Origin of the sequence: Pseudomonas sp. EA_65y_Pfl1_P113, assembly GCF_963970525.1 — a bacterium.
Lineage (GTDB): Bacteria > Pseudomonadota > Gammaproteobacteria > Pseudomonadales > Pseudomonadaceae > Aquipseudomonas > Aquipseudomonas tritici.
On sequence record NZ_CAXAQM010000005.1, the window covers coordinates 109,846 to 126,993 of the forward strand.

Sequence of the window (17,148 nt, forward strand, 5' to 3'; positions counted from 1 at the left end):
ATGATTTCAGGCACATTCAAGGGCGCGGGAGCGCCGAGGATGGCAACGGGGAATACTTCCAGCCACTCCGCACGATCAGCAGCGGCAGCAACTGGAAAACCGCGATCAACGCGATACAGCCAGGCCAGCCCCATCGCTCCCACAGCACGCCAGGCACAAACGCGCCGAAGCTGCCGCCCACGTAGTAGCAGGTTAGATATACGCCCACGGCGCCGGCCTTGTTTTGCCGGGCATGGGCGGTGATAAAGGAGTTGGCCGCAGACTGGGCGAGGAACACGCCGGTGCAACTGAGCGCCAGACCGACAACGATCAGCCACAACGATGACCACAGGGTCAGCACCGAGCCGCTGACGCCCAGCCATGCCGCAACCCTCACCAATTCACTACGAGGCAGGTTCTTGCTCATGCGCCCGGCGATCGGCACCACCACCAGTGCCAGCAGGAACACCGCATAAATTGAACCGAGCGCAGCGCTGCCCAGCGCAAACGGCGCCCGACTCAGGTGTAAGCCGACATATGTAAACATCGCGACTTGGGCGAACAGCACGCAGAACCCCACGGCATAGGTGGTCAGCAATGGTCTGCTTAGCAATTCGCTGCGCATTGCCTCGCGATCGGTAGGCGTTTGTACGGGTGACCGAAGGTTACGCGGCAACAGCAGGAAAACCCCCAAACCTATGATCAGATTCAAAGTGGCCAGCACTGTCAGCGCTAGGCGCCAGTCATCGCACTCGGCCACTAGGCCAGACAAAAAGCGTCCGCTAAAGCCGCCCAGAACCGTACCGGCGATATACAGGCTGGTCATTTCCGTAACGGCCCCGCCGCTCCAGCGCACGCCGATGTAGGCAACGCTGGTGGCAAACACCACCGGAATCAACATGCCTTGCACCGCTCGCCATAGCAGCAGCTCGCTGAAACTGCCCGAGCAGGCCACCATCACCGCAGGCAGTGCCAGCCATATCGCGGCCACGGCGATGACCCGGTGCTGCTCGCCCCACGCTGTCAACCGGCCGACAAAGGGGGCGGTGATTGCCACGGCCAGGGTGGTGACGGTAATGCTCCAGCTCGCTTGCAGGGTGGAAATGTGAAACGTCGCGGCCAACTCGGAGAGCAGCCCTTGAGTGGCATAAAGGTTGATAAAAGCGGCGCACCCAGCCAGAAACAAGGCAACTCGAGGACAACTCACGCGACGATTCCTAAGATTACGTGTGATGATTTCTTACAATTTTATAATGTAGGCTGTCGAAAGGATCCAATACCTATTTCTGACCAATTGATACCTCAAGGATGACGATGATTTACCTCCGCCGCCTGCGCTACTTCCTGATCCTCAGCGACGAGTTGCACTTTGGCCGTGCCGCGGCACGTCTGCACATTGCCCAGCCGCCACTGACGCGGCAGATTTCGGCACTGGAGGCGGAACTGGGCTTTCGCCTGTTTGATCGCAGTACCCGCAACGTCACGCTCACCTCGGAGGGCAGGCACTTTCTACCCTACGCCCGGGCGGTGCTGGAGCAAGTCGATCTGACGGCAAGCATTACCAGCAAGCTGGCGGCGGGTTCCGCTGGTCATCTGGCGGTGGGGTACGCCAGTTCGATTGCGCTGTCGGACATCTTCAGCCAGACCATTCAGGCCTTCGGCTCGGCATATCCGGATGTGCAACTGACCGTGGAAGAAGGTGCGTCCAGCACCCAATGGTCGCAACTTATCGAGGGCCGTCTGGATATTGGCATGAGTCGTATGCAGCCGCCCGCCGAAGATGTTGAGATTCAAGCCATCTGCCTGGACAACGAGCAGTTGATCGCAGCCATTGCCAGTGACAGCCCGCTCGCCCAGCAAGAACAGGTGACACTCACTGAGCTGAGCGCCTACCCATTGATCGCCTTCCCGACCGACTACGGTTCCGGACTGAACGAGATTATCGAGGCGCTATATCGGCGCCACGCACTGAGACCCCTACCCGCGCCGAAGGGAAAGCAGATCACCTCGATCATCGCCTTGGTCGCCGCAGGCCGTGGCGTCGCCTTGGTGCCTCAGTGCACCCAGACCCTGGTCAAGCACGGCGTGACCTACCGGCCCTTGGCCGAACCCGGGGCCACGGCCCCCTTGCTGGTATTGACGCGCAAACTCGAGCGCAGCCCGCTGGTCAAGGCATTTGTCGAAATCATCGAGCAGATCCTACGAGCGAGGTGAATAATTTGAGGGGCTGGATGGGCGGAGTGACAAACAATCACTACCACTGGAGATATGCGCTCACCGGACAAAATTGCCATCTGTAAGATTTAGAAATAAATGCGGCAGCCTTCACTGTGGCCGAGAGCTTGGGAGGCAGTCCTCAACTCGAAGGGTTCAGAGCGTAATCTCTGAGATCTGAGATGATAACTGGCCGACTGCTGCCCTCGTGAGGGGCGCAGACCGCCCAGAGTGTGTAAAAACAGTTCGCCAAAACTTGAATCGCCCCGAGTTTCGTACACACCCGACGGCCGCTTCTGGCCGAGGCTGCGGATTCCACGACATTTGGACACCCAGTCCACGATCATTTGGACACTCGTTCCACGCTCACTTGGACACCTGATCCACGCCCATTTGGACAGGCAGTCGGAGCGCAGCGACGCAGGTTTGCATTGTTATTCTGAAGTCCCTGTTGCCGTCAATTTCGTTGCGCGTCTGCGCATCGATTCGCCCTTTAGTTCGATTCGATAAGCGTTGTGCACCAGCCGGTCGAGGATCGCATCGCCCAAGGTCGGGTCGCCGATCAGCGCATGCCATTTGTCCACCGGCATCTGGCTGGTGAGCAGCGTCGAGCGGTTGCCGTAACGGTCGTCCAGCAGTTCCAACATGTCGCGCCTTTGCGCAGCGGTAAACGGCGCTAGGCCCCAGTCGTCCAAGATCAGCAGGTCGGTCTTGGCATAACCCGCCATCAGTTTCGCGAAGCGGCCGTCTCCGTGGGCCAGGCCCAGCTCTTCCATCAAGCGCAGGTAGCGCACGCTGTAGCCGTCCCGGCAGGCCTTGTGGGCCAGCGCGCAGGCGAGCCAGGTTTTGCCTACACCGGTCGGGCCGCCGATGATCAGATTCAAGCCATCGCGCAGCCACTGGCCGCTTCCCAGTTGCAGGATCATGGACTTGTCCAGGCCACGCGGGCTGCGGTAATCGATGTCTTCCAGGCAAGCGTTGTGGCGCAGTCGTGCCAGTTTCAGGCGGCTGCTCAGACGCGTGTTTTCACGTTCAGTCAGCTCGCGGTCGACCATCAGACCGAGGCGTTCGTCGAAGCTGAGATCGTTGATGTCAGGCGTTGCATCTTGTTCGCCAAGCGCCTTGATCATGCCGTGCAGGCGCAGGGTTTGCAGCTTGTCGAGTGTCGGGTTGGGTAGCATTTTGGTGATCCTTTTTCAGGTCAGTGGTAGTAGCCGGGGCCACGCAGGTTGATGTGTTCGTCGGGCAGCAGCGGCAGGTTTTGCTGGGCCAGCGGCAGGCGTTCAAGGCCTTGGCGCAAGATCGATTCCAGGCTTTTGTAACTGCATGCACCCAGTGCCAGCGCACGCTGGCACGCGGCTTCCAGCCGCTCTTCGCTGTACTGTTTGCCCAAGCGCAGGATCCCCAGGCAGGCGCGGAAACCGTGCTGCGGATGGATTCGGCGTTCGAGGATATGAGCGATGACACCAGCGGTGTTCGGCCCGGTCTGCTCAGCCCAGTGGATCAGTCGCTGCGGCGTCCATTCGGCATGTTCGCGGTGACTTTTGGGCATGTGCTCGGTTTGGGTGGTGTGGCGGCCTTTGTGCGGCGAGCGCAGATGGCTGGCCACCCGCTGGTTGGCGTGGAAGCACTCGACGGTCTTAGCGGTTAGCCGCGCTTCGAGTTGGTGCTTCACCAGCTGGTACGGCACCGAGTAGTAATGGCCGTCGACCTCGACGTGGTAGTCGATGTGGACGCGTACTTTTTTCCATTCGGCGTAGACGTACGGATGCTCCGGTAACGGTTGCAGCGCCGGTTGGTCAAGGGTCTCGAAGGCTGACCGGCGTGAGCCGGGCAGCTTCTTGAAGGGCTTTTGATTGAGGCGTTCGAGCAGCAGGCTGATTGCCGTGTTGAGTTCTCCGAGCGAGAAGAACTGGCGGTTGCGCAGCACTGCCAGGATCCAGCGCTCGACCACTTGCACACCCACTTCAACCTTGGCTTTGTCCTTGGGTTTACGCGAACGCGCGGGCAGTACGGCTACGCCGTAATGCTCGGCGAGATCGCGGTAACTGGGGTTGATGTCCGGCTCGTAGCGATGCGCCTTGGTGACGCCACTGCGCAGATTATCGGGCACCAGGATCTGCGATGTGCCGCCGAAAAAAGCAAAACAGCGGGCGTGCGAGCCCAGCCAGTCGGGCAGTTTCTGCGACCAAGTGGCTTCGGCAAAGGTGTAGCTGGACGCGCCTAGGACGGCGACGAAGATCTGGGCCTGACGGATTTCACCGGTCTGTCGGTCGATGATGGGCGCGGTCTGTCCGGAGTAATCGACGAACAGCTTTTCGCCGGCACGGTGCTCCTGGCGCATGACAACATCGACCTTGGCGGCCCAGAGGCGGTAGTGCTCGCAGAACCAGCTGTATTGGAAGCCTTGCGGGTGAGCGAGTCGGTACTCTTGCCAAAGCAGGGCCAGAGTTACGCCGGGGCGGCGCAACTCGGCATGCGCCCAAGCCCAGTCAGGCATCGGACGTTGATCGCTGGAAACTGTTGGTGCTGGAGGGAACAGGCATCGCTCCAGTTCGGAGTCCGATAACAATGTCGGCCAACTCAGCCCGCAAGCGTTAAAGCGGTGCAAGTAGTTGCCCGCACTGCCGCTACTGATGCGCAGGCTGGCGGCGATCTTGCGCACGGACAGGCCGGCGTCGAACTTTAGGCGTAGTACCTCTCGGATTTTACGCATGGATAAGATTTGCATCATTGGTTGCATCCAGTTTGTTGATCACGATGTTCAACACCGGTGTCACTGCACCCAATGCAGCCAAAGGCTCCAGGTCTCGATAGAGCTGGAGCATCCCACGCTGAAACTCTCGAGCCGTCAACATATCGGGCGTGATGGGAGAAATAGCCACTTGAGAACCCAGCAAGGCCATCTCTAGCACGATGGAGCGAGCGCCCTGGGTATCGATCAAAATCAGATCAAAGTCTTGCGCAAAGGCCGGCATTAAATTCTTGAGACGAAGGCGTCCGTCAGCAGCGTGCAGTAACAAATTACTCAATAAATTGAAGGGATCATTTGACTTGATCAGCGACAGATTGGGGATGCAGGTTTGAGAAATGATTTGATCAGGCCGAGTCTCATTACTCGTGATCAACTGATAGGTACCGCCAGGTGCCTCATGCGACAGGTTGTAAAACGAGGACAGTGACGGCTGATTATCAAGGTCAATGAGCAGGGTCCGAACACCTGCATCGGCGCAGAACGCACCTAAATTGGCGCCGACCGTGGTTTTACCCGGCCCGCCTTTGGTTGAAACGACTGCAGCGACTTTCATGGGGCTTCCCTCTGAATCGTAGGATTAGAGACGGCTTCATGCTGGTCACGCTGTGCGCTTTGATCACCTCGGAGAAATCCAAGGCAAAAAAAAGCCTGCATCTCTGCAGGCTTTCTCTATCTGGCTCCACGACCTGGACTCGAACCAGGGACCCAATGATTAACAGTCATTTGCTCTACCAACTGAGCTATCGCGGAATGCGCCGTATGTTACTGATTGAAAAGGAGAAGTCAAGCTTTCTATGGCACTTGCTGAGATTAAAACGGATGGCCGGTTGAGTCTGCGTGCTCGCTGGCCATCTCCAGCCAGGCCAGGGCGGCGGGTGGTAAGTGGGCGCTGGCTCGCCAGGCCAAGGCGATGTGCCAGTCGGTGTGGGGTTCGTCCAAGGGGATCAGGGCGATGCCCGCGTGTTGATGTTTGTGCGCCAGCATGCGCGGCAGGAAAGCCACGCCCAAACCGGCGGCGACCAGGTCGACGATGAAGTCGATCTGGCCGCTGCGCGCCGTCACCTTGGGGGTGACGCCTTTGCGTTCGCACGCGGCGAGAATTTTGGCGTTCAGGGCGAAGCCGGCTTCAAACAGGATGAAGGGTGAATCCGCCAAGTCGGTGAAGTCGATGCGTTTGCGCAGGGCCAATGGGTGGCTGATGGGCAACACCGCGATCAGTGGTTCATTGCGCACGGGTTGGTAATCGAAGCCTTCATCCACCGGCAGCAGCAGCGCCGCCAGGTCGACCTCCCCCGCTTCCAGGCACTCGCGCAGTTTTTTGCTGCCGTATTCGGTGAGTTCGATGTCGATGTCCGGATAGCGACTGCGGTAGGTGGCAAACATCGTCGCGAACAACACGCCGCAGCCCACAGGCGGCAAGCCGATGCGTAGCACGCCACGCTTGAGGCCGCGCAGGTCGTTGATCTCCGCCACCAGGTCGTTGTGCTCGGCGAGCAGCACCAAGGCGCGGCGGTAGGCAATTTCGCCGGCGGCGGTGAGTTCGTTGCGGTGGCCGAGACGGTTGAGCAACGGCGTGCCCAGCTCGTCTTCGAGGGTCTTGATCGCCTTGCTCACGGTGGATTGAGTCAGGGACACCACCTCGGCAGCCTGGGAAAAGCCACCTTGGCGCACCACTTCGACAAAGGTACGCAGTGTTCTCAGGTTCATCGGTATTCCTTTGGCGACTGGCTAGCAGTGATAAAAGTTGTTTTTATCATGCCAGATATTTGCCTATCCTGATCCGCCCTGGCTTGTGGAGACACTGTTCATGATCATCTCGTCTGCCTCCGACTACCGCGCAGCCGCCAAGCGCAAGCTGCCGCGCTTCCTGTTCGACTACATTGACGGCGGCGCCTACGCCGAACACACGATGCGCGCGAACAGTTCGGACCTGGCCGAGATCAGCCTGCGCCAGCGCGTCCTGCGCAATGTGGATAACCTGAGCCTGAAGACCACGGTGTTCGGCCAGACACTGGACATGCCGGTGATCCTCAGCCCGGTGGGCCTGACCGGCATGTATGCGCGACGCGGCGAAGTGCAGGCCGCCAAGGCAGCGGAGAACAAAGGCATCCCGTTCTGCCTGTCGACGGTATCGGTGTGCCCAATTGAAGAGGTGGCGTCGCAAAGTGCGCGGGCGATCTGGTTCCAACTGTATGTGCTCAAGGACCGTGGCTTCATGCGCAACGCACTGGAACGAGCGCAGGCGGCCGGCGTCACGACGCTGGTATTCACTGTGGATATGCCCACGCCCGGCGCGCGCTACCGCGATGCCCACTCGGGCATGTCCGGGCCCTTCGCAGCACAGCGACGCATGTTGCAAGCTGTCACCAAGCCGCAATGGGCCTTTGATGTGGGGTTGATGGGCCGCCCGCACGACCTTGGCAATATCTCCAAGTACCTAGGCAAACCCACCCACTTGGAAGATTACATCGGCTGGCTGGCCAACAACTTCGACCCGTCGATCAGTTGGAAAGACCTGGAGTGGATCCGCGAATTCTGGAAGGGCCCGATGATCATCAAGGGCATCCTCGACCCACAGGATGCCAAGGACGCGGTGAGTTTCGGCGCCGATGGCATCGTGGTTTCCAACCATGGTGGTCGTCAATTGGATGGCGTGCTGTCCACCGCTAAAGCCTTGCCACCGATTGCCGATGCGGTGGGCGACGACCTTACGGTGCTGGTCGACTCCGGCATCCGTTCCGGGCTGGACGTGGTGCGCATGCTCGCCCTGGGTGCCAAAGCCTGCCTGCTGGGTCGCGCCAGTGCCTACGCGCTGGCCGCCGATGGCCAGCACGGCGTGGAAAACCTGCTGGACATCTTCGCCAAGGAAATGCGCGTGGCCATGACCCTCACGGGCGTGACGTCGATTGACCAGATTGACCAAACCACCTTGGTTGGCCAACACCTTTAAAACGGGTACCCATCAGCCAAATAACCGGCGTGATTATTCAACGACTGTTTCTACCGATAGGAATAGTCGTTGTTTTATAAGAACATTTAATAATGTTAAACCATTTGGCACGAATATCGCTCTAACCTCTCCAAGCAGGTTAAGCGATGACAAGACGTGCGGTGGTTCCCCGGGGTTATAACCCAGTAAAAAGCGGTCTAAACTGTAACCAATGTTTTACGGAACTGAAGGAACAGTTAGACGCTTGGCACTCGCCACTCTCATCGAGCCTGTAAGACAGCTAAGAGCTTAGAGGCCGATTGCTCATGAAAACACCTACCCAGACCAACGCAATTGACTTCGACAGTGCCAAATTGCAGCGCCTGGGGTTTGGTCAGCCATCCCTCGTCCCACACCGTCCCACCACTATCAGCCAACTTCGCCAGCAACTGGGCCTGCAACTGCAAACCAGCCTGGAGCCGGAGCGCATCCTCGGTGTTTTCTTCCGAGAGATCCAACGCCTGGTGCCTCTGGACGCCCTGCAATACCGCCATCAAGCCAGCGACCTGCGCCTGGAGTTCGGCCATCGCGGTCACCATACGGTGAGCTATAGCCTGAGCCATGAAGGCGAGCACCTCGGTGAATTAATCTTTCGCCGCAACCAGCGCCTGGTGGAAGAAGAACTGGGCCAGCTCGAATCCCTGCTGGCCACCCTGCTCTACCCGATGCGCAACGCTCTGCTCTACCGTGCCGCCACCCGCAGCGCACTGCGCGACCCGTTGACCGACACCGGCAACCGCATTGCCATGGACCAGACCTTGCAACGGGAAATCGACATGGCGCGCCGGCACCTGAACCCGCTGTCCTTGCTGATGCTCGACATCGACCACTTCAAGGTCATCAACGATACCCACGGCCACACCGCCGGCGATACCGTGCTGCGCGCCGTCGCCGCAGCGATAAAGAGTCAATTGCGCAACGTGGACATGGTGTTTCGATTTGGCGGGGAAGAGTTTCTGATCCTGCTGTCCAACACCGGCCGAGACGCGGCGGCAATGGTCGGCGAACGCCTGCGCCAAGCGGCACAGACCCAGGATTACCGGGTGGATGGAGAGCGGATCGAATTGACGGTGAGCCTCGGTTGTTCGACCTTGCTGGCGGCAGAATCTGCCGAAAGCCTGCTGCGCCGAGCTGACAGCGCGTTGTACGTGGCCAAGCGCGAAGGCCGCAACCGCTTAGCGATGGCGGGGTAAGCCCTAACCGTTAAAGTCGAATGACATAACTGTGGCGAGGGAGCTTGCTCCCTCGCCACATTACCTACTGCATCAGGCTTCGCTGGCGACCCGCGCCTGGCGCTCACGCACCAAGGCTGGCGCCTTCTCTTTCTCCAGGCGCATGCAACTTTCCAAGAAGAGATACATGTAGTCGTAGCTCTTGCACACGGCTTGGCGCAGCTCTACCTGCAATTGCTGGGTCGGGTTCATGCCGGCCAGGGTGCAGATGATTTCCAGCGCTTCCCACGGGTGGGCGTCATCGTACTGGGCGTGCATCTTCAGCCACTTCATCGCGCGCTTGCGCTCTTCCTCTGGGAACGCCGCTGCGTAGACGCCGGTAGAACACACCACCGCAGACCATTCCCCCGTTGCCCCCTCGATTGCGTAGTTGGTCGCGGCAATCGCCACGATCAGCGAATCGGCAGAGCTAGTGTGCCAGCACCAATGGCTCAGTGCGTGCAGCTCCGGCGGCACATTCTGGGCCTGCAAGTCTTCCAGGCTCACGCCGTGAGCACGGGCCCAATGCATCCAATAGTCGGCATGGTTGAGTTCCACGCGAATATTGCGCATCAGCCAGCGGCGCGCCATGTCCTCCCCCGGATGGCGGGCAAATTTGGTCTTGGTGAGGTTCTGTGCCATGTACAAGGCAAACTGTTCCACCACAGGCCAGCCACCGATCAGGTAGTGGCGCATGGTCTTGGCGCTGAGCGTGTTATCGCGCATGCGCTGGTACAGTTCGTGTTCGACAACGCGACGCTTGCTCTCGCTACAGTCCTGGATCAGTTTTTGTGCCCAGGCGGGATAACTCGAGGCTTCCATAAGCGGGCCGGTTCTGTTGAATGTGTCGATCACTGTTTAAGGCTCCTTTTTAAGTGTGATTGTACAGACCAGCGAATGTTTCAGCGGAATGTGCCAGGCGCCTTGAATAACAGGGGCTGCGGCCGCACAGGTCGACACTGCAAGCTATCAAAGGTAAACAATTGCGGTCGTTCAATCAGGTAGCCCTGAGCGTAATCAACACCAATGTCGAGTAGTGCCTGTTCGATTTGCGGTGTCTCGACAAATTCTGCAATTGTGCGCTTACCCATGACATGGCCGATGTGATTGATCACTTCGACCATCGCGCGGTTAATCGGGTCGTCCAGCATATCCTTTACGAAACTTCCATCGATCTTCAGGAAGTCTACAGGTAAATGTTTGAGATAAGCGAATGAGGACATTCCGGCACAAAAGTCATCCAGCGAGAACTGACAACCTAAGGCTTTGAGTTCATTAATAAAGCGGATTGCACTGCCCAGATTAGCGATTGCACTGGTTTCGGTAATTTCAAAACAGATCATGCTGGGCGGAATATTGTAAGTATGAAATTTCTCACGTAAAAATCCGAGGAACTCATCATCACCAATAGTTATACCTGACAGATTGATCGCACACACGGCCATAGGGCGGTTCGGACGCTCCTGCAGGCAACGGGCGATGATCTTGAACACATTCTCCACCACCCAACGGTCCAGGGACGTCATCAGACCGTAACGCTCGGCCGCCGGGATAAAGCTGTCAGGCAAGATGATGCGGCCGGCCTCATCATGCAGGCGCAGCAGGATTTCGATATGCCCATTGCCCGCATCGGTCTGTCCCAGGGGCGAGATTTCCTGGGCGTAGAGGCAAAACCGATTCTCTTCCAAGGCCATGTGCAGGCGCTGCACCCAGGCCATCTCGCCAAAACGCAGGGACAATTCCGAATCATCGGCGTGGTACACCTGCACACGGTTGCGACCTTTCTCCTTGGCCATGTAGCACGCCATGTCGGCGGCGCGCAGCGAGGTTTCCAGGGTGGTCGGGGTTTGCCCAAGGTGCACCAGGCCGACGCTGACAGTGGTCATGAACGGCCGGCCCTTCCACACAAAATGCAGGTTCTGCACAGTATGGCGCAGGCTCTCGGCGATTTTTTCGGCCACGACCGCCGGGCAGTTTTCCAGCAAAATGCCGAACTCATCCCCCCCCAGGCGCGCCAGGGTGTCGCCCTCGCGCAGGTCGGACTGCAGCAACGCGCAAATATGTCGCAACAGTTCATCACCTGCCGCATGACCACAGGTGTCGTTGACCAGCTTGAACTGGTCCAGGTCAAGAAACATCAATGCATGCCGCCCGCCGTCCTGCTGCCCTGCTGGGTGCAGCACCTGTTCCAGGCGGAATTCGAATTCGCGGCGGTTGGCCAGGCCAGTCAGGGCGTCATGGGTTGCCTGCCAGGACAGGTTGGCGATGTATTGGCGCTCTTGGGTCATGTCATGCAACACCAGCACCGCCCCCGTGACCTTGCCGTCGCTGCGGATCGGCGCCCCCACCAGGGTTACCGAGACCGTGCTGCCATCCAGCCGCTGGATGGTCTTTGAATGCTCGCTGCCGCCGCTGAGCTGGCCCTTGACGATATGTTCGATCAAGGTAAACCCGTCGGGCTCGGCATCGTCATCCAACAAGTTGAACAGCGCTGCCAGCGGCAGGCCCTGAGCCTGGGCCGAATGCCAGTGGGTCAGCGCCTCGGCTGCCGGGTTCATATAGGTAATGGCGCCGTCGACGTCGGTGGTGATCACTCCATCGCCAATCGACTCCAACGTGATCTGCGCTCGCTCCTTCTCCTGCTGCAGGGCGTTGGCGAAAGCGTGACGCTGGGCCAGCAACTTATGCGTGCGCAACAGCGCCAGCACAATCAGGACAAGGGCCGTGGCCAGGTTGGTGATCAGCAGCAGCCGCAGGATCATCCGCGAGCCTTCGCCCAATGCATCGCTGAAGGCCTTGGCAGCTGGCGTTACGCCTTCATTGATCGCGATGATATGCGCCTTCCATTGCCGCACATCGTTGGCGTTGACTTGGTCGCGGAGGATTGCGCCGTGCATCTCCTGGGCCAAGCCATCGAGTTGCACCAGGTAGCCATCGCCCACAGTCCACAACTCGATGGCTTTTTCCAGGTAGCTGAAGTGACGAAAATTGAGGTACAGCCAGATCAGGCTCGAGACGTCATCCGGGTGGTTGCCTCCCTTGAGAATGCCCAGCCGCGCAGCCGTAAGATCAGGCGTAGGACGATCGAGGGCGATGCGCAGCTCATGCCCGCCCTGGGGCACGGCTATGGCCTGCTGGTATCTGAGGTACGTGGCTTGGTCACGACTGTCAGCGTAGACCGTGAGGTAGTAGATGGCGTCTTTCTGGCCCTTCGACCACAGGCTCTCGCCGGCCACATAGCCGCGCACAGCTGAAAGCATGAAAAGACTGACACTGCCCAACAATGCCTGAAACAGCACCACGGCGATGAAAGGCCACACAATGCCCAATAGCCTTGGCGTTCCGAGAGTACGCTTTTGCTTCATGAAGTCCCTTGCACATGCACTGCTGGATACGCACGCGAAAAACCGCTTCCGATAGCTCAGCTTAGGCTGAATCAACGTACTTGCTGTAAGTGTCCGTAGAGTTTGGCGTACAAGCCGCCATCGGCAATCAATTGCTGATGATCACCGTCCTCAGCAATGTGACCGCCGTCGAACACTAATACTCGGTCGGCTTGCTTAACCGCCGACAGGCGGTGGGCGATGATCAGTGTAGTACGCCCACTGAGAAACCGCGCCAGCGCCTGGTGCAGGCTGTACTCGGTAGCGGCGTCCAGGGCGGAAGTTGCTTCGTCGAGGATCACCACTTTCGGCTCGGCCAACACCATGCGCGCAATCGCCAGGCGTTGACGCTGCCCGCCGGAAAACCTCACTCCGGAGCGCCCCACCACACTGTCCAAGCCCATCGGCAATGCCTTGACGGTAGCATCCAACTGGGCGATTTCCAGTGCCTGCCAGCAGGCCTGGTCGCTGCGCTCGCGACCCATGGTCAGGTTGGCGCGCACGGTATCGTTGAACAGCGCGGGATGTTGCAGCACCACGGCGACGTTTTCGCGGATGGTTTCCAGCCCGATTTCCTGCTGAGTGGCACCACCAAAGCGGATAGTTCCAGCCTGTGGCGTATACAGCCCGAGCAGCAGTTGTACCAAGGTACTTTTACCGCCGCCGCTGGCGCCGACGATTGCCACTTTCTCGCCCGGCGCAATGACCAGGTTCAACTGATCGAGCACCAGGTCTTCGCCGTAGCCGAAGTCCAGGCCGCGCACTTCAATGCCGACGGTCTCACGCCCGATAAACGGGTCCTCACCCCCCGCATACTGCGGTTCGTCGGCACGTGCCAGCAGTTCGTTGATCCGCGTCAGCGCACCGCCCGCCGCGTAATAGGCATATTGCAAGTTCAACAGTTGCTCCACCGGCCCGATCATGAACCACAAGTAACTGAACACCGCGAGCATCTGGCCAATGGAGAGGTCGGAAAACAACACGGTGAGCATGGCGGCCGCACGGAAAATATCGATACCAAACTGGAACAGCAAACCACTGGCGCGGCTGGAAGCGTCGGTTTTCCACTGTGAATGAATGGCAAAGTCACGCACTTCCCGGGCACGCTGGCCCAGGCGCCCGAGGAAAAAGCCCTGGCGGTTGCCGGCGCGCACTTCCTGGATAGCGTCGAGGGTCTCGGTCAAGGCCTGGGTGAAGCGCGAGGTACTGTCGTTTTCCAGCTTCTTCAAGTGTTTGACGCGTTTGCCCAACTGCACCGTGGCGTAGATCACCAGCGGGTTGAACAACAGGATCAGCAGCGCCAATTGCCAATGCATCCACACCAGGATCGCCGAAGTGCCTACCAGCGTGAGCATGGCCACCAGAAAGCGGCTGAGGGTTTCGCCGACGAATCTATCCAGGGTATCCAGGTCGGTGACCAAGTGCGTGGTGACCGTGCCACTGCCCAGGCTTTCGTACTCGCCCAGGGAAATACGCTTGAGCCGCTCGATCAGGCGCACCCGGATGCGGTACACGATGTCCTTCGCCAGCCGCGCAAACAGCCGCGCCTGCACTACGTTGAACACCAGGGCGCCGCAGCGCAGACACAGGGTCACCAGCAGCATGAGGCCGATATACCCGGCCGCTTTCTGCCAACCCAGCGGGAGGGCGTGGTTCATCACTTTGAGGGCAGCATCGCCATGGCCCAGCAGCACTTCGTCCACCAGCAACGGCAGTAGCAAGGGGATCGGTACACTGCACAGGGTTGCCAGCACGGCGACGCCATTGGCGATCCACAGGGATTTCTTGTGACGCAGGGCCAGGCGGCGAATTTCCGCCCAGGTCAGTCGGTCCACACGTTTGCCGGCATCTTTGTCTGGCTGATCATGCACAGGTCGCTCGCTCCAGCCACCGGCCCAACAACGGCGACAGCTCGGACAACGGCTGGTAACCGTTGGTCAGCAGGGCCAACTGGCCATTACGCTCGGCCAACAGCGTCGGGAAGCCGGCGATACCCAAGTCCTGCACCCAAGTGAAGTCGGCAGCCGTGGCAGCATGCTGCTCGGCACGGTCAAAAGCACCGGCGAACTCGATACGCGGAATGCCCGCCTGCTCGGCCAGCTCCACCAGCACGCTGGCAAGGGTCACATCGCGGCCCTCGACATAAAAAGCACGCTGGATCAGCCCCAGCAGTTTCCACGCGCAATCCGGCGCCAAGCTGCGGGCGGTAACGATAGCGCGGCACGCGGGCTCCGTGTCGTACACAAAACCGTCAGGCAATGCGCCTTCGCGTTTGAACGGCTGGCCGGTGGCGTCGGTGACGGCCTGCCAGTGCTCCAGGATGTAGCGGCGGGTCGTCGGCTCCAACGCCGCGCCACTGCCAGTGCGCAGGCCGCCCACCACCAGGTGCAGTTCCACACCGGCCGACTGGGCCTGCTTCACCAACGCCTCGGCCACCGGGGCAAAGCCCCAGCACCAGGAACACATCGGGTCCATTATATAGAGCAGGCGCGCGGACATGGCTCAAGCCTCGGAAGGTGATTGCTTATAGTTGAAGCCAATCGGGTGCGGCATGTTGCGGGCCTTGGCCAGCTCGATCTGCTTTTGCCGATCAATCGCGCTGCGACGGGTCTTCTCGGGCAGCGTATCCCAACAATGCGGGCAGCTGATGCCAGCCACGTAGTGCTCGGATGCACGGTCTTCCACACTCACGGGTGTGCGGCAGGCATGACATTGATCGTAGTCGCCTTCGCTCAAGTCGTGGCGCACGGTCACACGATTGTCGAACACAAAGCAGTCACCCTGCCATTTGGTTTCTGCCTGCGGCACCTCTTCGAGGTACTTCAGGATGCCGCCCTTGAGGTGGTAGACCTCGTCGAAGCCTTCGCTGAGCATATAGCTGGAGGCTTTTTCGCAACGAATGCCGCCGGTGCAGAACATGGCGACTTTCTTGTGCTTGGCGGGGTCGAAGTTGGCTTTGATGTAGTCGGGAAATTCACGAAAACTGGTGGTTTTCGGGTCGATCGCGCCTTCAAAGGTACCAATGGACACTTCGTAGTCGTTACGGGTGTCGATCAGCAGCACTTCCGGATCGCTGATCAGCGCGTTCCAGTCCTGCGGGTCGACGTAAGTACCGACCTTTTTGTTCGGGTCTACGCCTTCGACGCCCAGGGTCACGATCTCCTTCTTGAGTTTGACCTTGGTGCGGTAGAACGGCTGATCGTCGCAGTAGGATTCTTTGTGATCGATGTCGACCATGCGCGGGTCTTTTTTCAGCCAGGCCATCAGGCCATCAATGCCTTCGCGGCTGCCGGAAACGGTGCCGTTGATGCCTTCTTCGGCGATCAGCAAGGTGCCTTTGATGCCGTTGTCGACCATCGCCTCCAGCAATGGCTCGCGCAGGGCGACGTAATCTTCGAGGGTGACGAACTTATACAGTGCCGCCACGACAATCGGTTGAGTCACGGGTGTTCTCTCCAGGTGGCTACCCTCGTAAAGGGTGAACCGGATAGGGGCAGTTGCGAGTTTTCAGCTGCAAGCTACAAGTAAAGGCAAAAGCAAAAAAACGCGCCGACTATGCGGCGCGTTGAGGATTCTAACAAGAAGGAGCTATATGCGGTATGCGAGCTTCAATCTTGCAGCTTGCAGCTAAAAACTTGCCGCAGCTTCACTCTCCTCCTGCGCAGGTCGGCGAGGCCGGAGCTGCGTCGATTTTCGCCCATTCTTCAGGCGTGTAGGTATGCAACGCGAGCGCATGAAACTCGCCCATCAGGTCACCCAGGGTGGCGTAGACCTTCTGGTGGCGCTTGACGCGGTTGAGCCCTTCGAACTGCGGGCTGACCAGCACGGCCTTGAAGTGGGACTGCAGCCCACGGCTGTGCATATGGCTTTCATCCTGCACGCTCAAATAGTCCTGGCCCAGCTCGGCGAGCGCCACTTGGATACGCTGTTGCATGGTCATTGCCGGCTCCACTTACTTCTTGGCAGGGGCGGCAGGTTTCTTCGCCGGTGCCAGTTGGTTGGTCATGTCTTCCAACAGCTTGTTCACCACCGGCACGGCGCTTTCCAGCTTGGCCTGGGTCATTTGGGCCGATTGCTGGGTCAGTTGCGGCATTTTTTCCAGCACTTTCTTACCCAGTGGCGACTGGTAGAAGGCAACCAGGTCCTTGAGTTCGGATTCGCTGAAGTTGGTGGTGTAGAGCTTGACCATGTCCGGTTTCAGCTTCGGCCAGCCGATAGCCTGGTCCAGGGCAGCGTTGGCCTTGGCCTGGTAGCTGTCCAATATGGACTGCTTGGCGGCAGGCGCCTTGGTTTGTTCGAAACGCTGGGCGAACATTTGCTGCACTTGCATGTACACCGGGGTACCCAGCTTGTCAGCGTGGGCCAGGGTAAGGAAGGCTTCGGCACTGGCGTTGTGGCTGGCGGTATCGGCAAAAACCTGGCCGCTGGCGCAAACCAGAGCAACCGCGGTACAGATGGCACGAAGACGAGTCATCGAGTTTCCTTTTCTAGCAGGCGAGGTAGGACCCCAAGGGTGCTCATTCTGCGCCTAAAAAACGCCATGGCTCAACCCCACCCCTTGTCGGGCCTGGATTTGCGGGCAATGAATCCGATGAACAACCTTTTATGGAACCCGCT

At 59.2% G+C, this 17,148-nt stretch carries 14 protein-coding genes, 1 tRNA gene and 1 pseudogene; 3 read left to right on the plus strand and 13 right to left on the minus strand.

The features are described from left to right. Window positions 1-16 precede the first annotated feature (16 nt). A complete protein-coding gene (locus AACY52_RS07120; RefSeq protein WP_339495210.1) occupies window positions 17-1,186 on the minus strand; it encodes an MFS transporter in 1,170 nt (389 codons plus the stop codon). 107 nt (window positions 1,187-1,293) lie between these two features. Here AACY52_RS07120 and AACY52_RS07125 point away from each other — a divergent pair, with 107 nt between their 5' ends. Next, window positions 1,294-2,193, plus strand: a complete 900-nt coding sequence (locus tag AACY52_RS07125) for a LysR family transcriptional regulator (RefSeq protein WP_339416458.1) — start codon at window positions 1,294-1,296, stop codon at window positions 2,191-2,193. A gap of 434 nt (window positions 2,194-2,627) precedes the next feature. Here AACY52_RS07125 and istB read toward each other — a convergent pair whose 3' ends face one another. The 5 genes and pseudogenes from istB to AACY52_RS07150 form a co-directional block, all read right to left on the minus strand. Continuing rightward, window positions 2,628-3,374 carry an IS21-like element ISPre4 family helper ATPase IstB gene (gene istB / locus AACY52_RS07130; RefSeq protein ID WP_339560378.1) on the minus strand — a complete coding sequence of 249 codons (747 nt, stop codon included), beginning with the start codon at window positions 3,372-3,374 and terminating at the stop codon, window positions 2,628-2,630. 20 nt (window positions 3,375-3,394) lie between these two features. Then, a complete protein-coding gene (gene istA, locus AACY52_RS07135) occupies window positions 3,395-4,924 on the minus strand; it encodes an IS21 family transposase (protein ID WP_339506614.1) in 1,530 nt (509 codons plus the stop codon). Then, window positions 4,908-5,501, minus strand: a pseudogene (locus AACY52_RS07140) (ParA family protein); the annotation flags it as partial. The pseudogene AACY52_RS07140 and the gene istA, both read right to left, overlap by 17 nt. A gap of 121 nt (window positions 5,502-5,622) precedes the next feature. Then, window positions 5,623-5,698, minus strand: a tRNA-Asn gene (locus tag AACY52_RS07145). Between the two features lie 60 nt (window positions 5,699-5,758). Continuing rightward, a complete protein-coding gene (locus AACY52_RS07150; protein WP_339560379.1) occupies window positions 5,759-6,655 on the minus strand; it encodes a LysR family transcriptional regulator in 897 nt (298 codons plus the stop codon). Between the two features lie 100 nt (window positions 6,656-6,755). On the opposite strand from AACY52_RS07150, the gene lldD reads away from it, so the two are divergent. Both lldD and AACY52_RS07160 read left to right on the plus strand, forming a co-directional pair. After that, window positions 6,756-7,898 carry an FMN-dependent L-lactate dehydrogenase LldD gene (gene lldD / locus AACY52_RS07155; RefSeq protein WP_339560380.1) on the plus strand — a complete coding sequence of 381 codons (1,143 nt, stop codon included), beginning with the start codon at window positions 6,756-6,758 and terminating at the stop codon, window positions 7,896-7,898. 305 nt (window positions 7,899-8,203) lie between these two features. Beyond that, window positions 8,204-9,130: a GGDEF domain-containing protein gene (locus AACY52_RS07160; protein WP_339416466.1), complete on the plus strand. Its 927-nt coding sequence runs from the start codon at window positions 8,204-8,206 to the stop codon at window positions 9,128-9,130. 72 nt (window positions 9,131-9,202) lie between these two features. Here AACY52_RS07160 and AACY52_RS07165 read toward each other — a convergent pair whose 3' ends face one another. From AACY52_RS07165 to AACY52_RS07195, 7 genes are all read right to left on the minus strand, one after another. Beyond that, window positions 9,203-9,970 (minus strand): TenA family transcriptional regulator, encoded by a 768-nt coding sequence (locus AACY52_RS07165; RefSeq protein WP_370467864.1) that lies wholly within the window; start codon window positions 9,968-9,970, stop codon window positions 9,203-9,205. Window positions 9,971-10,050: 80 nt separating this feature from the next. Next, complete coding sequence (locus AACY52_RS07170) at window positions 10,051-12,513, minus strand: EAL domain-containing protein (protein ID WP_339427433.1); 2,463 nt, start codon at window positions 12,511-12,513, stop codon at window positions 10,051-10,053. Window positions 12,514-12,584: 71 nt separating this feature from the next. Continuing rightward, entirely contained in the window at window positions 12,585-14,402 is a 1,818-nt protein-coding gene (locus AACY52_RS07175; protein ID WP_339560381.1) for an ABC transporter ATP-binding protein, read from the minus strand. Next, window positions 14,395-14,997, minus strand: a complete 603-nt coding sequence (locus AACY52_RS07180; RefSeq protein WP_339416755.1) for a DsbA family protein — start codon at window positions 14,995-14,997, stop codon at window positions 14,395-14,397. The genes AACY52_RS07175 and AACY52_RS07180 overlap by 8 nt, the downstream gene beginning before the upstream one ends. Window positions 14,998-15,033: 36 nt before the next feature. Then, window positions 15,034-15,975: a rhodanese-related sulfurtransferase gene (locus tag AACY52_RS07185; protein ID WP_339416471.1), complete on the minus strand. Its 942-nt coding sequence runs from the start codon at window positions 15,973-15,975 to the stop codon at window positions 15,034-15,036. 202 nt (window positions 15,976-16,177) lie between these two features. Beyond that, entirely contained in the window at window positions 16,178-16,471 is a 294-nt protein-coding gene (locus tag AACY52_RS07190) for a BolA family protein (protein WP_339416472.1), read from the minus strand. 12 nt (window positions 16,472-16,483) lie between these two features. Further along, window positions 16,484-17,005, minus strand: a complete 522-nt coding sequence (locus AACY52_RS07195) for a DUF2059 domain-containing protein (protein WP_339416474.1) — start codon at window positions 17,003-17,005, stop codon at window positions 16,484-16,486. Window positions 17,006-17,148: the final 143 nt, after the last annotated feature.

Coding starts and splice junctions, on each gene's coding strand:
- AACY52_RS07170 (WP_339427433.1), bottom strand. CDS start 12,513: ATGAAGCAAAAGCGTACTCTCGGAACGCCAAGGCTATTGGGCATTGTG.
- AACY52_RS07165 (WP_370467864.1), bottom strand. CDS start 9,970: ATGGAAGCCTCGAGTTATCCCGCCTGGGCACAAAAACTGATCCAGGAC.
- AACY52_RS07195 (WP_339416474.1), bottom strand. CDS start 17,005: ATGACTCGTCTTCGTGCCATCTGTACCGCGGTTGCTCTGGTTTGCGCC.
- AACY52_RS07190 (WP_339416472.1), bottom strand. CDS start 16,471: ATGACCATGCAACAGCGTATCCAAGTGGCGCTCGCCGAGCTGGGCCAG.
- AACY52_RS07180 (WP_339416755.1), bottom strand. CDS start 14,997: ATGTGTTCCTGGTGCTGGGGCTTTGCCCCGGTGGCCGAGGCGTTGGTG.
- AACY52_RS07150 (WP_339560379.1), bottom strand. CDS start 6,655: ATGAACCTGAGAACACTGCGTACCTTTGTCGAAGTGGTGCGCCAAGGT.
- AACY52_RS07125 (WP_339416458.1), top strand. CDS start 1,294: ATGATTTACCTCCGCCGCCTGCGCTACTTCCTGATCCTCAGCGACGAG.
- istA (WP_339506614.1), bottom strand. CDS start 4,924: ATGCAAATCTTATCCATGCGTAAAATCCGAGAGGTACTACGCCTAAAG.
- istB (WP_339560378.1), bottom strand. CDS start 3,374: ATGCTACCCAACCCGACACTCGACAAGCTGCAAACCCTGCGCCTGCAC.
- lldD (WP_339560380.1), top strand. CDS start 6,756: ATGATCATCTCGTCTGCCTCCGACTACCGCGCAGCCGCCAAGCGCAAG.
- AACY52_RS07160 (WP_339416466.1), top strand. CDS start 8,204: ATGAAAACACCTACCCAGACCAACGCAATTGACTTCGACAGTGCCAAA.